General features: G+C 70.6%; 9 protein-coding genes. 1 reads left to right on the forward strand and 8 read right to left on the reverse strand.

Annotated features, from left to right (window positions below):
- Positions 1 to 2 precede the first annotated feature (2 nt).
- From GF068_RS16705 to GF068_RS16725, 5 genes are all read right to left on the reverse strand, one after another.
- Positions 3 to 3974 carry an ATP-binding protein gene (locus GF068_RS16705; RefSeq protein ID WP_153820360.1) on the reverse strand — a complete coding sequence of 1324 codons (3972 nt, stop codon included), beginning with the start codon at positions 3972 to 3974 and terminating at the stop codon, positions 3 to 5.
- Between the two features lie 454 nt (positions 3975 to 4428).
- Positions 4429 to 5103 (reverse strand): hypothetical protein, encoded by a 675-nt coding sequence (locus GF068_RS16710; protein ID WP_153820361.1) that lies wholly within the window; start codon positions 5101 to 5103, stop codon positions 4429 to 4431.
- A 44-nt stretch (positions 5104 to 5147) separates the two neighbouring features.
- On the reverse strand, positions 5148 to 5753 hold the full coding sequence (locus GF068_RS16715; protein WP_153820362.1) for a hypothetical protein: 606 nt from the start codon (positions 5751 to 5753) through the stop codon (positions 5148 to 5150).
- Between the two features lie 4 nt (positions 5754 to 5757).
- Positions 5758 to 7092, reverse strand: a complete 1335-nt coding sequence (locus GF068_RS16720; protein ID WP_153820363.1) for an AAA family ATPase — start codon at positions 7090 to 7092, stop codon at positions 5758 to 5760.
- An 87-nt stretch (positions 7093 to 7179) separates the two neighbouring features.
- Positions 7180 to 8187 carry an aspartate-semialdehyde dehydrogenase gene (locus tag GF068_RS16725; RefSeq protein WP_153820364.1) on the reverse strand — a complete coding sequence of 336 codons (1008 nt, stop codon included), beginning with the start codon at positions 8185 to 8187 and terminating at the stop codon, positions 7180 to 7182.
- 77 nt (positions 8188 to 8264) lie between these two features.
- Between GF068_RS16725 and GF068_RS16730 the strand changes: the two genes are divergently transcribed.
- Complete coding sequence (locus GF068_RS16730) at positions 8265 to 11336, forward strand: PQQ-binding-like beta-propeller repeat protein (protein ID WP_153820365.1); 3072 nt, start codon at positions 8265 to 8267, stop codon at positions 11334 to 11336.
- Between the two features lie 4 nt (positions 11337 to 11340).
- Here the strand turns inward: GF068_RS16730 and GF068_RS16735 are convergent, their stop codons facing one another.
- The 3 genes from GF068_RS16735 to GF068_RS16745 are packed head-to-tail and all read right to left on the reverse strand — an operon-like array spanning position 11341 to position 16129.
- On the reverse strand, positions 11341 to 12084 hold the full coding sequence (locus GF068_RS16735) for a class I SAM-dependent methyltransferase (protein WP_153820366.1): 744 nt from the start codon (positions 12082 to 12084) through the stop codon (positions 11341 to 11343).
- Positions 12085 to 12095: 11 nt separating this feature from the next.
- The gene (gene tsaA / locus GF068_RS16740) at positions 12096 to 13016 is read right to left on the reverse strand and encodes a tRNA (N6-threonylcarbamoyladenosine(37)-N6)-methyltransferase TrmO (RefSeq protein WP_338046421.1); all 921 of its coding nucleotides are present in this window, start codon (positions 13014 to 13016) and stop codon (positions 12096 to 12098) included.
- A 56-nt stretch (positions 13017 to 13072) separates the two neighbouring features.
- On the reverse strand, positions 13073 to 16129 hold the full coding sequence (locus GF068_RS16745; protein ID WP_153820367.1) for an alpha/beta hydrolase: 3057 nt from the start codon (positions 16127 to 16129) through the stop codon (positions 13073 to 13075).
- Between the last annotated feature and the right edge of the window lie 17 nt (positions 16130 to 16146).

Genomic DNA, 16146 nt, shown 5'->3' on the forward strand with positions numbered 1-16146 from the left:
GGTCAGGCGGGGAGGGAGAGCGCGCGTTCCACCCACGCGCGCGCCTTCTCCGCGAGCGCCCCGAGCCGCTCGGCGTCCCACGTCGCGCGGGGTAGGGGCATCTCGCGGCGGCTCACGGTGTTCCTCGTGTCGAAGAGCTCGCAGAAGGACAGGAGCGCGAGGGCCTTGCGGAATCGATCCACCGGCGCGCTCTCGGGTTCTTCGTGGAGATACGCGGCCGCGAGCCGCGCCATGCTCTGGAGCTCGTTGGCTTCCCAGAGGAGCGGGACGTCGAGGATACGTCGCGCGCCCTCCGCGTCCCCTCGCGCGAGGGCCTCGTCGGCCGTGAGGACGATACGCAGGTAGTCGCGTATCACGGCTTGCTCGCGCGTCCATGACCGCTCCTCCGAGAGCGGCACGCAGAGCGGGATGAGCTCCTCGGGCTTGCACTTGCCTTCCTCGTATGCGGCCGAGCGATCGAGCTCGACGAGCGCCGCCTCGGGTTCGTCGAGCATCATCAGCAAGATCCCGCGCATGTGGTGGAGGTGCTTGGCCTCCGCGGGCTCGCGGAAGCTCGAGGGATCGATGTTCGCGAGTCGATCCAGCGCCTCGCGCCACCGTCCGGCGACGGCGAGCGTCCGGCTGTATCCCAGCCGGAACCTTGGATGATCGGGGAATCGTTCGCACCCGAACGCGTCGACGAACCCGGCGCTCGTGTTCTCGCGGAGGCGAAGGAGCGCGTGCTCGAGCGCGAGGACCTCGTCGGGGCCTGCCTTCCGCCGTGCCCACTCGATGCGCCGAGTGATCCCTTGCTTGCTTTCCCGCCGGAGCAGGCGCTCCTCCGCGACGGCCGCGGCGAGGTTCTTTCCCGTGGGCTTGTGGCAGTCGAGGTGCTTCGCGTGCACCGTGCTCCTGGGCAAACTCGGGAGGTCGAAAGCGGCGAGGTCTTCGCCCTCGGCGGCGGCCTTCGGGGGCACCGGGCCGAGCGGCACGGTCTCGTGGTGATCGGCGTGCGTCACGAGCAGCGCCGCGTGCCTCCCGTCGGCGGTCCCTGTGACGAGCGCCCGCCGGGGCACCCGCACCTCGTACTTGATCATGAGCCCGTCCTCGCCGTCCTCCAGGCCGAACAGCAAGCGCCCGTTCTGGTCGAGGTCGAACAGCACGAAGCACATCCCCGTGTCGAGGCTCCCGACCGCCGTCACTTCGCGCACGGCGTGTACACCTTCGAACAGACGCATGGGCCGCGCGCCGCGCGCGTCGATGTCGTAGAACCCCCACCGTGCGGCGTGAGGCTCCTTCGGGCCTTCGGGATCGCTGGTGACGCCGATGATACGTTCACCGTCCGGGGCCGCGACGACCGAGCGCGCGAGGAGCGCGTCCTTCGGCAACGTGGGGCCAGGGGGCGACCCACGGGAGCCGTAGAAGGTCGTGCGGCCCTCGTCCTTGTCGTCGTCGAACTGGCAGACGACCACGCGAGGTACCTTCGATCCGACGACCGCGCCGACGTGGACGCGCGAGGCGCGATGCTCGCGGAGCTCGCGCGCGAGCCGCAGATCCGCGAGGTCGTAGATGCCGAGGGTCCGGCGAAGGCTGCGTTTTTCGTTGCTCGAAAGCGTGTTGAGCCAGAGCCACCGCCCATCCGCGGTGACGGTCGCCTCATCGACGTGCACCTCGGGCAGGACGATCCCGTCGACGTCCTCGTTCTCGAGCTTCGGCACGACCGCGTCGCCGTTGCCGAGGACGTTCGAGCACCACCGCTCGACCGTCCAGTCGTTCGTGTTGATCTCGAGCAGGCTCGCGCGCTTGCCGACGAGGAGCAGGCGTCCGTCGCGGAGCGCGGCGGTCAGGAACTCGATCGGGTTCGGCGTGCGGAGGGTGACGCGCGTGAGGAGCGCCCCCGTCGCCACGTCGATCACGCGGATGAACACCCACGCGTCTCTCGTCTGCGGGACGATCAGGACGATCTCCTCGTGATCGTCGCGCGTCCGCGCGAGCATCGTCTCCCACTTCCACCGCGACGGGAGGCGCGCGTCGTGGAGCGTCGCCGCCGGGGCTTCGCCCTCCTCGAACGTCTCGACGCGCACCGAGAATCGTCGCCGCACCTCCGCGCGGATCTCCCCGCGCAGCGCTGCGACCCGCGCCGCATCCTCGCCCTCCACGCGCGCCGAGAGCTCCTCGCACACCGCGAGCGCGCGCAGCGTATCGCCCTCGCGCCGTAGCTGATCCAGCGACGTCCACAACGTCCGCCGCTCCACGACCCGCTGCACCTCCGCGTGGAGCACGTCGACCGCCGCGGCCTCCTCCTCCGGCAGATCCTTGCGCTGCACGTCGCCGAGGATCTTGTTCGCTTGCGCGGCGTCGCCCTCCGCCATGACCCGCCGCGCCGCCTCGACGCGCCCCCGCGCCACGCGCCTTCGCTCCTCCACGAGCGCCGCCTGCGCCCTGCCGCGCACCTCCTCGGCGGGCCCGAAGCCGTGCAGGACCTTTCCGTGTGTATCGACGAGCTCCATCGCCGCCTCCGGCGCTCGCTCGGCGATCTCCTCGGCGCGATGTAGCGCCACGATCGCGGCCACCGCGGCTTTCACCTTCGCCCCCTCGCCGGGCGGCGCGACGACATCGATCCACGCGAAGAGCTTCGTCGACTCCGCGTGCTCCTTCACCTTCACGCGCCCCGCGGCGGGCAGCGCCGCGTACGCCGCGAGCCCCTCGGCGAGCGCGCCCGCGGCGACCTTCTCGGCGATCGCCGCCGCGTGTGCTTCTTCTTCCCGCGCGCGCGCCTCTGCGACCTGCGCGGCGATCCTTTGCTCCGCAGACGTAGCCTCGTGCGACGGCAGCCCGAGGATCTTCGCCGCTTCGAGCAACGACGCGGCGCGCACCGTCTCTCCACGATCGAGCGCGTCGTGCGCGTCGTCGAGCTTCCTCCGCGCCTCGTCGAGCTTCTTCTGCTCCTCGATGGATCGCAGGATCCTCCGCGCGACCTCGCTCTCCGGGTGGTCCACGAGGATCTCACGCGCGCGCGCCTCCGCGCCGTGGAGGTCTCCTTCTGCGTGGAGCCGCGAGACTTCCGCCTCCGCGGGCCCTCGCGCCCCTGCGCGTGCCTTCGCGAGCGCGGCCGTGAGGCTGACGAGCTCCGCGTGTGTCGCGTCGAGCGCGCGTGCTCGCGCGAGATCGTCCGCGGCCGAGGCGAGGTCTCCCGCTGCGAGCGCGCCTTTGGCGAGCGCGACGAAGACCTCGGCGACACGTGTTGGTTGTGCCTTCGAGGTGGACGTCGTGAGCAGGCGGAGGGCGCGCGCGCGCTCGTCGAGGCGCGCGGCGGCGAGCGCGAGCAGGAGGCGCACGTGTACGTCGGCGAGCGCCTCCGCGGCGATCTTCTCCTCCAGGGCGAGCGCCGCTGCCGAGGCGCCGAGCGTGTCCACGAGCAGCAAGAGCAGCGCCTTCGTGGCCTCCGCGCCGCCGCCGCTCCTCTCGAGTGCTGCTTCGAGGTGTGTCTGCGCGAGCTCGTAGTCGTACGCGGCGAGCGCCTCGTCCGCCGCGCGGAGCAGCTCCGGGACCTCGCGCGGCGCATCCTCGTCTCGCTCGACGCGCGGGCCTTCTCCCTTCGGGGGCGTGGTGTACGCGGAGACGTCGGGGGTCGGGTCTGCGAGGTGCGCCGTGTCCAGGGCGTGCTGGACGAAGGAGCGTGCGTCGTCGTCGAGCTCGGCGAGGACGGCGTGGCAGGCGTCGAGGCCCGTGGGGCGATGGTGGAGGAGGACGACGCCGGGCTCGCGGGGCTCGGGTCGGACCTCGACGGCGTCGCGGAAGCGCGTGACGAGCACGCTCTGGAGGCGGCTCTTGAGGGCGTACCGCCGGGCGGCCTCGCGGCGATCGAGGCCGAGGCCGGTGGGGTTCACGTCGCGGATGAGGGCGACGAGCTCGCGCGCGTCGGGTCGCACGCGGCCGGTGAGGACGTCGTCGGGGGTGAGGGAGCCGCGTCGAGATTTCTTGTCGTGGGCCATGGACGTGCGTGACGGCGAGGCTTCGGCGGTTCGGAGGCCCCCGCAGGCGCGGGAAACGTGCAGGAAGCGCCTCGGGTCGTGTGTGGCCCAACGATACCCGTGTTTGAAGGAAGCTCAGGCCCGTAGGAGGCGACGGCACGCGCCCGAGGAGCGGATTTTTCTTCCGTGGGAGCGAAATCCACGTCCGCAGGAGTGAATTCCTTTTCCGTTTGAAGGAGCCGCACTTCCGTTTGAAGGGAGGCGTGTGATGTAGCTATCTTTACCCGACGTGTCGGAAGCTTTTCCCATCGTGTGGGAGGGGAGGGCGCGTCGGTGGGAGGGGATCCGATGTCGGTTTGTTGCGATCGACGTCGGGGGGTCGGGGAGGGGAGATGCGTGGTGGCTCCACCTCAGCCACCCACGAGCCGCTCCGCGATCTGCACCGCGTTCAACGCCGCGCCTTTCCGCGCGAGTCTCATGCGCCGGGCCATGGCAGCTTCGACGCCAGCATGCTCGCTTGGGGCTCGACGTCCTCCGCGCCGACAGGCCATGTGCCGGGACCGAACAAGGACGCAGCCGCCACGTCGGTGGGACGATAACGGCGCGCTCCGAGGTCCTGCTCGACCCGCTCCTCGGCGCGTGTGAGGTCGGCGCCATGGATGGATCGCTGTATCCACTGGACGAGGACGTCTCCGATGTCGCGTTGCCATCGGAGATCCTCCTCGGTTGGCTCCCGCCATCGTGAAACGTCGATCATCTGGACGCCTACCGATCGCAACATCGCGAGGACGAAGGTCGCGCAGGTGAACGCTGCGTCGTCGTCCGTGAGCGCTCCTGTCCCTTGGTCGAACGTTGCCGTGGCTTCGCCGAAGCCGTAGGCCAAGCCAGTATTCGCATACCGCCGCGCGACACGTCGGGCGAGGACCTGCAACGTCTCATCGATCAGGGGATCGAGCGAGAGCTTGATGACCGCAGCGGGGAGCTTCACCTCGCCGCGGGTGATGATTCCCTCCAGAGGTTCGTCGCGCACGTCTCGGTGCCACGCGAGGTGCAAGACGGGCTCGTGCGGCTCGTCGTTGCGCCCGAGGCCGAGATGGAACTGCGTCCCGCGGATCCGCACGAGCACCGTGGTGCAGGTGAAACCGTCCACGCTTCGTTCACCGCGCAGCCGGAGCGGGAACGCTCCAACCCCGTTCACTCCCGGAGCCCCCGCAGCATGTTGTCGACGTCCCTCTCGGTGCGTCCCGCTCGGCCGACGAGCCATCGCGTGAGGCGCGTGATGAAGGGTTCTCGCTCCATGAAGTGCGCGCGCGTCAGTCGTGTCGTCGCCAGCAAGAGGATCCCCATGGACTCCGGCGCTCGATCGAGATCGAGGCGCTCGAAGAGCTGGTCCACGTTCGCGGCGCCGTCCGCCGTCAGCCAGCCCTCGAAGGTGTCCAGAAACGTGTCGAGCACGTCGCGGGCTCGTGTGCCCTTCGCGTGGGCTTCGTACACGGCATCGAGGAGGTCAGTGACCTGGTCTGCGTCCTCTCGAATTGCGGACTCGACGGACGCGATCGTCTTTTGCGCGTGCGCCGCGCGCCCGCACGCAAGCTCGCGGATTGCAGGCTCGGTCCGCTCGCGCAGCAGGGCGGCGAGTTCTTCGGGCAACGGCGCGCCGTGCGCGTCCACGAACGTCAGCTCCACGACGAACCCCGCCCCCCGCAACGCGGCTACGCCTCGAGCGCGGCTGATGAAGTCGCGCTTCGGCGCTTTGGCGACGAACTGCACATGGCGGACGGGGGCGTGTGTGGTCTGCATCGTGTCACCACAGGTCGAGCGCATGCAGGAGGTCCGATAGGAGATCGAAGCGTGATTGCTGGAGCGCACGGGAGATGAGCTCGGACTCGCGATCGTCGAGCTGTCGCCAGCGGAGCTCGTTCGTATCGCTCTGGGCGTCGTGAACGGACTCGCAGAGGATGATACCGCGCTTGATGTCCTCCTCGGATTCGAACGGTACGGTGTCCACGAGGATCGGGTTCTGGCTGGTGAGGAAGCTTTGCCGATCGCGAAGCACGTTCACGCACCAGTCGATCCAATCGGAGTGGAGGCCGTTGACGAGCTCGTCGGCGATCGCGACATCGGGGTTGCATGCCAGGTACCAGGCGAACGAGAAGAGTCGTTGCTGGCCGAAGGAGAGCTGGTCGTGCCGCCGCACGGGTTTACCCCCGCGGAAGAACTGGAAGGAGGGCGAGGAGTAACGCCACCCGGAGTCCGTGGACGCGCCCGGGCCGAAGTATGCTTTCGCGTCATCGAAGCCGAGTTGCTCGATGACTGACTTCAGCAGCGGGTGGAGCGACAACGGAAGCGAGATCGGTTCGCCCTTGCCCTCGAAATGCAGAGGAGGAGGAAGCCATGGGTGCGATTGAACCTTGGAGCTCAGCAGGACGGTCAAGCCACCGCCCACCATCGCGCGGAGCGCGCCGAGCGCCTCATCGAACGGGGCAGTGGTGCCAGGATAGTCGAACACCCGGGCGAGGGCGGTGGGGATTGCCGGATGGTCGAATGCGGGTGTGTCGGCGTTTTTTATGAACGCAGCGCTCAACAAGGGCAGCGCGACTGACAAGTCGAGGGGATCGTCTGCCCAGGCAAGTTCGTGGACCGGTGTTGCAGGTCCGTTTTCCGGGTCCTTCGTGAAGACACCGAGACCCTTGCCGGTGCGCGCTTGTATCCAATAGCAGAGCGAAGGGTCTCGTTGCTCGACACGAATCAAGACCTCCGCTGCTTCGTGTGTCGTGGGGCCCCCCAACGGGAGGACGACATCCGTCTCGAAAGTTCGACGGATCTTCGCATGAAGAGCGATTTCACCGACCGCAAAGGACGCCTCCACGTGGAACGGCGTCTCCGCGAAGAAGGGTCGACGAAAACTTAGCGTCGACATCGCGGCGAGCAGCTCCACGAGCGTGCTTTTTCCCGATCCGTTCTTGCCGAGGATCAGGTGGAAACCGTCCCCGAACCGGAGCTCCGTCCCCGGTCGCACGTCGCGGAACGCATGCACCTTGAGCGACCGCAGCCGCAGCCTCGGCGTGGTCGCCTCCGCGGGCTCGCCACCTTCGCCGTGCGGGACAGAAGGCGCATCCTGGTCGTGCTCGCCGCTCATGGGTCTCCCAAAGCGGTAGAACAGTCTCGTACCGCTGTCGAGACTCCTGCGCTCGCCAAGCTCTCTGTCTTCTTCCGCCTCAGCCGCTCAGCCGCCCACGAGCCGCTCCGCGATCTGCACCGCATTCAACGCCGCGCCCTTCCGCAGGTTGTCCGCGACGATCCACAGGTTCAGCGCCCCCGGCACCGCCAGGTCGTCGCGCACGCGGCCCACGTAGACCTCGTCCGTGCCCGCCGCCTCGCGCGGCTGCGGGTGCCGGCCCGGCGCGTAGGGCTCGTCGAAGAGCCGCACACCCGGCGCGCGGCGCAAGAGGTCGCGCGCCTCGCTCGCCGTCATCGGACGGTGGAACTGCGCGTGTACGGCCTCGCTGTGGCCCGTGACGACCGGGACACGCACCGTCGTCGGCGTCACGCCGATCGATGCGTCGCCCAGGATCTTGCGCGTCTCGTGCACCATCTTGAGCTCCTCCTCCGACCAGTCGGGCAGGCTCCCGCTCTTCCAGTCCATGAGGAGGTTGCCCGCGAGGGAGCCCGGAAAGACGTTCGCCGTGGGCTCGGCGCCCGAGGCGAGCTCGCGCGTCTGCGTGATGAGCTCGTCCATCGCCGCGTGGCCCTTGCCGCTCGCGGCCTGGTACGTCGAGACGACGATGTGCTTGAGCCGCGCGGCGGCGTGCAGCGGGCCGAGCGCGACGACCATCTGGATCGTGCTGCAGTTCGGGTTCGCGATGATGCCCTTCGGGCGGTCCTTCGCGGCGTCCATGTTCACCTCGGGCACGACGAGGGGACACGCGGGATCGGCGCGCCACGCGCTCGAGTTGTCGATGACCACGGCGCCACGCAGAGCCGCGAGCGGCGCGAGCTCACGCGAGGCCGCGGCCCCCGCGCTGAAGAGCGCGATGTCCACGCCGTCGAAGGCCTCCGCGCAGGCGAGCTTCACCTCGAGCTCGCCGCCCCGGAACGGCACGCGGCTCCCCACGCTGCGCGCCGACGCGAGGGCGCGCACTTCGGTCGCGGGGAAGCGCCGATGCTCCAGGGTCCGCAACATCTCCCGCCCCACCACGCCCGTGGCGCCCACGACAGCAACGACACACGACATGCGCCCGCTCTAGCGCACGCGCCGCGGTCCACGCAAGAACGCTGCGGGCCGGCGAGCCGCGCGCTAGCATGGCCGTGATGCGAGGCCGTACATCCCGCGCTTCGAGCCTCGTCGCGCTCCTCGCGTTCGCGACGCTCCCGGTGACAGGCTGCAAATCCGGCGCGTCGGGCGGCGCCACGAAGGGGTCCGCGTCGCCCGCGGAGAAGCCCGCCGCCGTCCCCGGAAAACTCGTCCCGATGGTCTCGCCCTCGCGGCTCTTGCCCGACGTGCGCGGCGATCGCGGGGTCATCGCGTACGAGGCGGGCGCGCGGCGCGTGCTCGTCGATCGCATGCGGCTCGTCACGTACGAGGACGGAAGGACCGAGCGGGCGAACGAGCTCCTGCCGCTCGGTCACGTGCGCTCCGTCGAGCTGCCGAGCCGGCTCGGCGGCGGGTTCGTCTTCCACGCGACCTCCGGCGGAGGCACGCAGCTCTGGCGCGCCTCGTCGTGGCTCGGGAAGCTCCGGCCGCTCGTGCAGTTCTCGTCGACCACGACGGACGTCGTGCCGGGGTTCGACAGGCTCTACCTCAGGCTCGCGTCGAACGGAAAACTCGTCGCGGTCGACACCGAGACGGGCGAGGTGCGATCCCTCGCGCCGCTGCCGCCCGCCGCCGCGTACGGGGGGCTCGCGTTCGCCGACGGGTTCTCGGGGGTCGTCGACGCCGATCTGCGCGGCGTGCTCGCCACGTTCGACGCGGGCGCGACCTGGAGGCCGCTCCACCTGCCCGAGCGCCCCGCCGCGATCTCGGTCGTGGACGGCGAGCCGACGATGTTCGTCACGGGCGGCAAGTACGTGCTCGATGCGCGCGGAAACCTCACGTACCGCGCGAGCCAGGTCGCGACCGACGACGAGGGCGACGACACGACGCCCGCCGCGCCGAAGGGGCCGTTCGGGAAGAAGGTGCTACGCGCCGCGGTGGAGGACGGCTTCCCGGACTCGCCACGCACGGCCGTCGTCGCGAGGCAAGGGGCGCTCGCGCGGGTCTCGCTCGACACGGGCGCGATCGTCGATCTGAACCTCACGGCGTTCCCCGAGCGGGAGGCGAGCTGCCACGCGACGCGCGTGGGCGCCTCGTACGGCTTCGTCTGCGGCGAGCGGGAGGGGCCAACGAACGTGTACACGTTCGCGCCGCCGCTCGTGATGAAGAAGGTCCTCTCGTTCAAGGGCCCGCGTTTCGTGTCGCCGAACGGCCAGGGCGCGCTCGTGGTCCGCGGGCCGTGCGGCGAGGAGGACGCGGGCGCGGCGAGTGATACACGTGTCTACTGCGTGCGCGCCGCGAGCGGGGCGACACGCGAGGTGCGGGTGAAGGGGGATCTCGGCGTCGAGCGGGTCGTGGCGCTCTCGGACGAGCGGGTCGCGATCCTCGTGCCGCCACGCGCGGGCAGCACGGGGCAGCTCACGATCCTGAAGGGATCGGACATGACGAACGTGCCGCTCGTGTTGCCGCAGAAGCCACGCAGCGTGGCGCGGGAGCTCCGGCGCGGGATGTGGCTCGAGGGCTTCGAGGAGCGCGAGCCGGGCGTGCTCGGCGGCTGGGTGGAAGCAGGCGGCCCCGTGATCGGCGTGCGCGTCAAACTCGACGGCGCGGTGACCGCGGGGGAGGCGCGCGACAACGAGAACGGCGTGGTGGTCTCGGGGCGCTTCGCGCTCTCGCAAGGGGAGGGCGGGCGCTCGGCGGAGTCGACCGACGGCGGCATGACGTGGAAGGTCTTCGACATGCCCGAGCACGACGTCGCGCCGGGCGACGCGCCCACGCGCGCCTGCGGCCCCGTCGGTTGCGTGCTCGCGGGCTGGGTCCGCGTGGGCTGGGGCAAGCCCGCGATCTCCGGCGATCTACGCGCGGCGGAGGCGCCGCCTTCGCTCTACGTGCCGATGAAGACGACGCCGACGGTGCGGCTCACGTGCGCGCACGTGGGCAAACCCGTCACGGAGCCGCTGCCGGACAAGCCCGTGAAGAAGGCGCCGACGCCGCCGCCGCGGTCGTCGGGCACGTTCGGCATGGGCGGCTTCGGGGGCTTCGGGGGCTTCGGGCGTGTGTCGCCGCAGCCGCTGAAGACGCCCTGGAGCACGTTCCGCAACATGCCCGCGCCGACGCTCGACAAGGACGAGATCGGGATCGACAACGGCGCGCCGTACGACCTCGTGAGCCTGCGCGCGTACGCCTGGGGCAAGAAGGGCTCGGACTGGGCGCGCACGGGGCATTTTCTGGTCCGCTTCGACGATCGCTTCGATCCCGCGGGCGGCGTGCGCTCGACGGCGACGAGCGCGCCGCCCTGGCCCGACGAGAGCGCGACGGCCGACGGCATGGGCATCGGCTCGTACCCGCTCGCGTCGTGGGGCTCGTTCCTCGATCCGAGCGGGCGTCACGCGCTCTCGCACGTGTGTCGGGGGACGAGCTGCTCGCTGCTCGCGGCGAGCGAGGGGCAGCCGGTGCTGCTGCTCCGGGACGCGGCGGGGCGCACGACGGGCCTCTCGCGGCCGTTGCCGCTGGGCGCGGTGCGGGTCGGCGAGAGCTGGTTCTTCCTCGCGCAGGGCACGTCGTACGACATGGTGTCGCTCTACCGCGTGGATCTCGGGGTGATACGGCTCGTGTCGTCGTTCCATCGGCCGAGCCCCTCGCGGTACACGATGCCGGAGCCGCCGCGGCTCGTGCGTCGCGCGCTCGGGACGGGCCTCGGCCTGCTCGTCACGAGCATCCCGGAGCCGGGCGAGCGCTTCGGCGGGATGTACGTGCACCCGGTGGATCCGGAGACGGGCGTGGTCTCCGAGCCCATCGCGCTCGGCAAGCGGGACCTCGGCGGCGCGCTGCCGCCGCGCTGCGTGGAAGGGCAGGACGGCTGGATCCTGGACACGTCGCTCGACGTGTCGCCGTCGCTCGAGACGCCGGGCGGCCGGGGGACGTTCGACTCGGTCGAGATGCGGCTGCGGCTCGATCCAGGACAGGCGTGCGTGGAGGGGATCGCGGCGCGCCTCGACGGCACGTTCCTGCCGCATGCGGAGGCGAAGGCGAGGCCGGCGGACAGACCGGCGCAGCCGGCCGCGGTGCCACTCGCGGCGACGGAGCGATCGACGGGGCGACGGTGGAGCTTCGTGTGCAGCCGGCGCTAGCCGCTCAGGGCTTCTTCGCGACCACGATGTACTGATCGGGCAAGGTCTCCGGGACGACCTCGGCTTCGAGGCCCGCGGACGCGAGCTCGGCGATCATGGCCTCGGGCGTGATGCGGTGCTCCTTCGGCGGGCCCTTCGTGGCCTCCATCGTGAAGTCGACGATGACGAGCAGGCCGCCGGGCTTCAGGCCGTCGCGCACCTTCGCGGCGTAGTCCTTTCGTCCGTCGATGTGGTGCCAGACGTCGACGATGAGCACACGATCGACGGTGCCCTGGCCGAGGCCCGGATCGGCGAGCCCGACCTGACGCGCCTCCACGTTGTCGAGCTTCTCCTTCGCGGCGCGCTCGCGCAGGTAACGGACCATGTCGGCCTCGACGTCGAGGGCGAGCACCTTGCCGCTCGGGCCCACGCCACGCGCGAGGTGCGGCTCGAAGTACCCCGTGCCCGCGCCGAGATCCGCGACGGTCATGCCGGGCGAGAGGCGCAGCGCCGCGACGACCTCGTCCGGCTTCTGCCAGGCGTCACGCGCCGGATCGTCGAACTCCTTGGCCCAGTCCTCGGCCTTCTCGAAGCGATGCACGAGCGGCCCGCCGTGCCCGTGATGGCCGTGATGGCCGTGATGGCCGCCGTGCGCGTGGGCGCCTCCCGCGGGCTCGGCCGTCTTGGGGGCGGGTTGCGTGGCGCTCGCGCCGCCGCAGCCGGCGAGCAGAGGGAGCGCGAGGATCACGAGGAGAGGATGAAGTCGCATGACGCGCCCTTCTAGCACCTCGACTCCCCATCCTCCCGGCCGAACCGCGCGACGAACGCGCGATGCACGTCGACGGCAGGATCGTCGGAGAGCGCGAGATCGCGCTCGCGGTAGCCCGTCCCGATCGACAGGATCGTGACGTCGCGGCGATCGACGCGGAACCGGACGCGGAAGTCCTTGTACGCGAGGCGCAGCGTGCCGTCGGGCAGGGCGCGGATGCGGCGGTACGGGTGCGGCTGCGGGCCGAGGCGCAGCGTCCGATCGACGGGCGCGACGAGATCGATCCCGTGTTCGTCGCGGAGATACGCGGCCTGCGTGGAGGCGTGCGCGCTCCAGGTGACGGAGAAACCTGGCTCGGGATCCGCCGGCGCCTCGCCCGCGTGCTCGTCCGGGGCCGCGAGTGGCTCGAGCCAGCCCGTGCGCGCGCCGGGCCGCGCCTCCGCGTAAGGGATGTAGGGCTTGATGTCGAGCACGGGGCTCTCGTCGATCATGTCCACGTCGCGAACGTGGATCACGAGGCTCTCGACGGAGACGAGGCGCACGAGCGAGAGGCCGATGGGGTTCGGCCGATGGGGCGATCGCGTGGCGAGGACGCCGCGGCGTTTGCCGGCGCTGCGCGGGGGCAGGACCTTCGGCCTCCAGCCTTTGTTGAGGTGGAAGAGGAAGACGACCCAGAGGAACTCCCAGCCTTCGAGATCACTCACCGCGTGCTCGAGGCCGCGGCCGGCGGCGAGCTCGATGCGGCCCTCCGCGCCCTCCGAGGCGTGCGGCTGGCGCGGCGTGCTCACGCGATCGGGGAACGGCGTGCGCAGGATCCCGATCGGCGTGAGCGAAATCGGGCTGAGGCGGGGATCGTCGGGTCGTAGCAATGTGATGGGGGGTTTGGGGGCGTAGCTCGGCTTGTCCGAGCGTAGCCCCCAAGCGTAGACCACGTTTGGGGGTGTAGCTCGGCTTGTCCGAGCGTAGCCCCCAAGCGTAGACCACCAACTTACTCGGTCCACATCGCTTCGGACTCGCCCATCGTGCGGTACTTCGTGTCGATGTGGTTCATGAGCTCGAGCCACCACGACTCGAGCTTCGCGCCGCTCGCGAGCGGGCTCTCGCCGAAGAACGTGCCGCGGATGCACTCGGCCTTGCCGTCCGGACCCGTGCGGCAGCGGCCGTCCACGAACACCATGATCATCTTCGGCAGCCGGCTCTCCGTGCTGTCCGTCGGCGCGTTCATGAACGTCTTGATCAACGCCGACGCCGCCACGAGATCCTGCGGCTCCTGGCCGTAGCCGTGCAGCGCGTAGACGACCGGGTAACGCCGCTCCTTCTGGTCCTTGTGCGCATAACCGGGCGGCAGCGCCACGCTGACCGGGCCGACGCGGCCGAAGGACGACTTGAACTCGAAGTTGCAAGCGCCCGCGACCTCGCACGGCTCGGCGTCCGGATCCGCGTCGTCGTTGCTCTCGAGCACGAGCGTGCGCAGCTCCGGATCGGGCCAGCGCGAGCCGATGAAGTAGAGCGCGCTCTGCAGGCGCGCCACGAGCTCGTTCGCCGTGCCCACGTGCTGGCCGCTGCCGCTCTCGATGTCCGCGGCCGTCGGATCGAGCTTGCCGTAACGCTGCAGCACGATGCCGGGCAGGTCCGCGTACGGCACGCGCGAGGGCGCGTAGGCGTTGAAGTTGCCCGGCTCGAGCTCGGGGTGCTGCGTGAAGTCCGAGAAGTACGTCACGCTCCGCTTGCGCGCGCCGAACGCGCCCGCGAGGTGCTGCGCGCTCACCGCGAAGTTGAAGAGGTCACGCGTGCCGCCGTCGGTCCACACGTCGATGCGCCGAAGCGCCGCGTCGTCGAGCTCGCCGCCGGGCGGCGCCTCGCGCGTGATGCGGTGGACGATCGAGTGCGCGTCGCGCTCCCAGAACCGGTCGAGCCCGCTCGCGACCGTGAACTTCCCGTCGCCCTCGCCGACGTCGTAGCCGTCGCCCTCCTGCTGCCAGCCCCCGGGCGGCTGTTGCTTCGTGCCGGCGACGCCGTCGAGGCCGACGTCCTGGAAGGGCTCGCCCGCGTCGAAGCGCATGTTGCCCTCCGTGCCGCTCGGGTTGTACTGCGCGTCGTAGTCGTCGCCGGCCGGATCCTCGTTCACGCCCGGCATGTACCCGGGCTCCATCGTGCTCGGGATCCCGTCCTTGCCCACGTCGTCGAACGGCTCGTGGCCGGCGCGGATGATCGGCTCCATCTCGTCGCGCTTGCCGTTGCCGTTGTAGTCGACCGCGAGCGCGAGCTCGAGCGGGTAGGTGTTGCCCTCGTCGGTCCACCAGTTCGCGTACGGCGAGCGCTCCTGCTTCTGCGGCGAGCCGTCGCAGACCGTGATCACCGGGAAGGTGCCGTCGGGGTTGAACTCGTCGTCGAAGTAGCTCGTCAGCGTGAGCGTGTTCGCGCAGCGCTCGATCGGGCAGTTCTGCTCGAGCTCCTGCTGCTTCTCCTTGTCCGGCCCGTCGAGCGGATCGACCCAGAGCGTGCACTCGTCCGTGGGACGGCCGCCCGTCTGGCTCGCATCGTCCGGGCGAACGCCGGCGGGCAGGTTCTCCGCGCCGGGCGTGAGGTTCTCGCCGTTGGGGTTGCCGAACATGACGGCGAGGTCGCGGAAGATTTGCACGTACGCCCCGCGGTTGAAGCTGCCGCCGGTGCCCGTGCGCGGGTACTCGAACCACCACTGGTTGAAGACCTGCGTGTGCTCGTACGGATCACGCGGCGGCAGGATCCACGCGCACTTGCCGGGTGATCCGTCGATCACGCCGATACACGTCTCGTCCGCCGCGCACTCGGCGTTCGTCTGGCAGAGCGTGGGCTCCATCGGGATGTCGCCGAGCACCGTGCCCTTCTGGATCGGCCGGAACCCGCCGACGTAGTGGCGCTTCACCGCGTCGAGCATCCACGTCCAGGAGACCGGCCCGCCGAGCGGCGCGAGGGCGTCGAAGAGGTGGTGGTGGCGCATGCCGAACATGGCCGTGCCGCCGCCGCCCATCGAGACGCCGAGGATCGCGCGGTGGGTCAACCTGCGCGGATACGTGTTCGTGCCGGCGTCCTTCGCCACGACGGCCTGGTAGGTGCCGAGCCGCGGCGCCTTGAACGAGAGCGCCCACGTGTCGCCGACCTTCACGAAACGCGCGTCCGCGACCGGCACCACGCGCGGCTCCTTGAAGGCCGGGCCCGAATACGCGACCGAGACGTGGCGCAGGCGCGCCTTCTCCGGCAGACGCGCGGGGTTCACCGGGATGGTCATCGGCACGTCGCGCTGGAACCTCGAGGCGACGGGGCCAAACGTGACGGGCGGGCCGAGCGGATCGTAGCCGGTCGGCAGCGTCGCTTCGCCGCAGGCGATCGTCGCGTCGAACGGCGCGACGCTCCACAGGTAGCTGCCGCTGTTCGGGTTGCTCGCGCCCTCGGGCAGGCCGAGGCTCGCCGCCGCGAGGCCGCCCTTCGCCGTGATCGTCTTGCCGCCCTCGACCTTGCCCGTCGCGCCGTCTCCCGCGGCGCAGGTGACGTCGGCCGCGCCGGACGTGTCGAGCACCTCGACTTCGAGCGTGGCCTCCACCTCGGTGCCGTCGCCGCGGGGCAAGAAGGCCTTCACCGTGGCGCTGCCGCCCGTCTTGCCAGCGGCGACGGCGACGTCGACGCCCGCCTTGTACAGGTCGAGCGTGTCGCCTGCGGGCGCGGGCGTGATGTCCGCGCTCGACGTCTCGAAGCGGATCGGGGTCTTGGTGCAGAAGTCGGGCTCGGCGACGAGGCGGACCGTGCGCGTGGCGCACGCCGCGCCCTCGGCGCATTTCGCGACGAATACGCGGCTCGGCTCGAAGCGGAGCTTGACCACGTCGGGCGACGGCGCGGAGCAGAAATCACCGGGCCGGAGCGTCGGGTCGGTCCCGCCGGAGCTCGTGGGCGGGGTGGTCTCGGTGGTGCAGCTCGGCGCGGCGACGGCGCCGAGCGCGCCGAGGAGCGCGAGGACGGAAGCCGCGCGGAAACGCGTGGAAGAAAAGCCCCATAGGCGAGCGGTCGTCATGGGGTCGGGAGGATACC

Source organism: Polyangium spumosum (assembly GCF_009649845.1).
Lineage (GTDB): Bacteria > Myxococcota_A > Polyangia > Polyangiales > Polyangiaceae > Polyangium > Polyangium spumosum.

Bases quoted from the DNA above. Each gene is read 5' to 3' on its own strand.
- GF068_RS16705 (WP_153820360.1), bottom strand. From the start codon at position 3,974: ATGGCCCACGACAAGAAATCTCGACGCGGCTCCCTCACCCCCGACGAC.
- GF068_RS16715 (WP_153820362.1), bottom strand. From the start codon at position 5,753: ATGCAGACCACACACGCCCCCGTCCGCCATGTGCAGTTCGTCGCCAAA.
- GF068_RS16720 (WP_153820363.1), bottom strand. From the start codon at position 7,092: ATGAGCGGCGAGCACGACCAGGATGCGCCTTCTGTCCCGCACGGCGAA.
- GF068_RS16725 (WP_153820364.1), bottom strand. From the start codon at position 8,187: ATGTCGTGTGTCGTTGCTGTCGTGGGCGCCACGGGCGTGGTGGGGCGG.
- GF068_RS16730 (WP_153820365.1), top strand. From the start codon at position 8,265: ATGCGAGGCCGTACATCCCGCGCTTCGAGCCTCGTCGCGCTCCTCGCG.
- GF068_RS16735 (WP_153820366.1), bottom strand. From the start codon at position 12,084: ATGCGACTTCATCCTCTCCTCGTGATCCTCGCGCTCCCTCTGCTCGCC.
- GF068_RS16745 (WP_153820367.1), bottom strand. From the start codon at position 16,129: ATGACGACCGCTCGCCTATGGGGCTTTTCTTCCACGCGTTTCCGCGCG.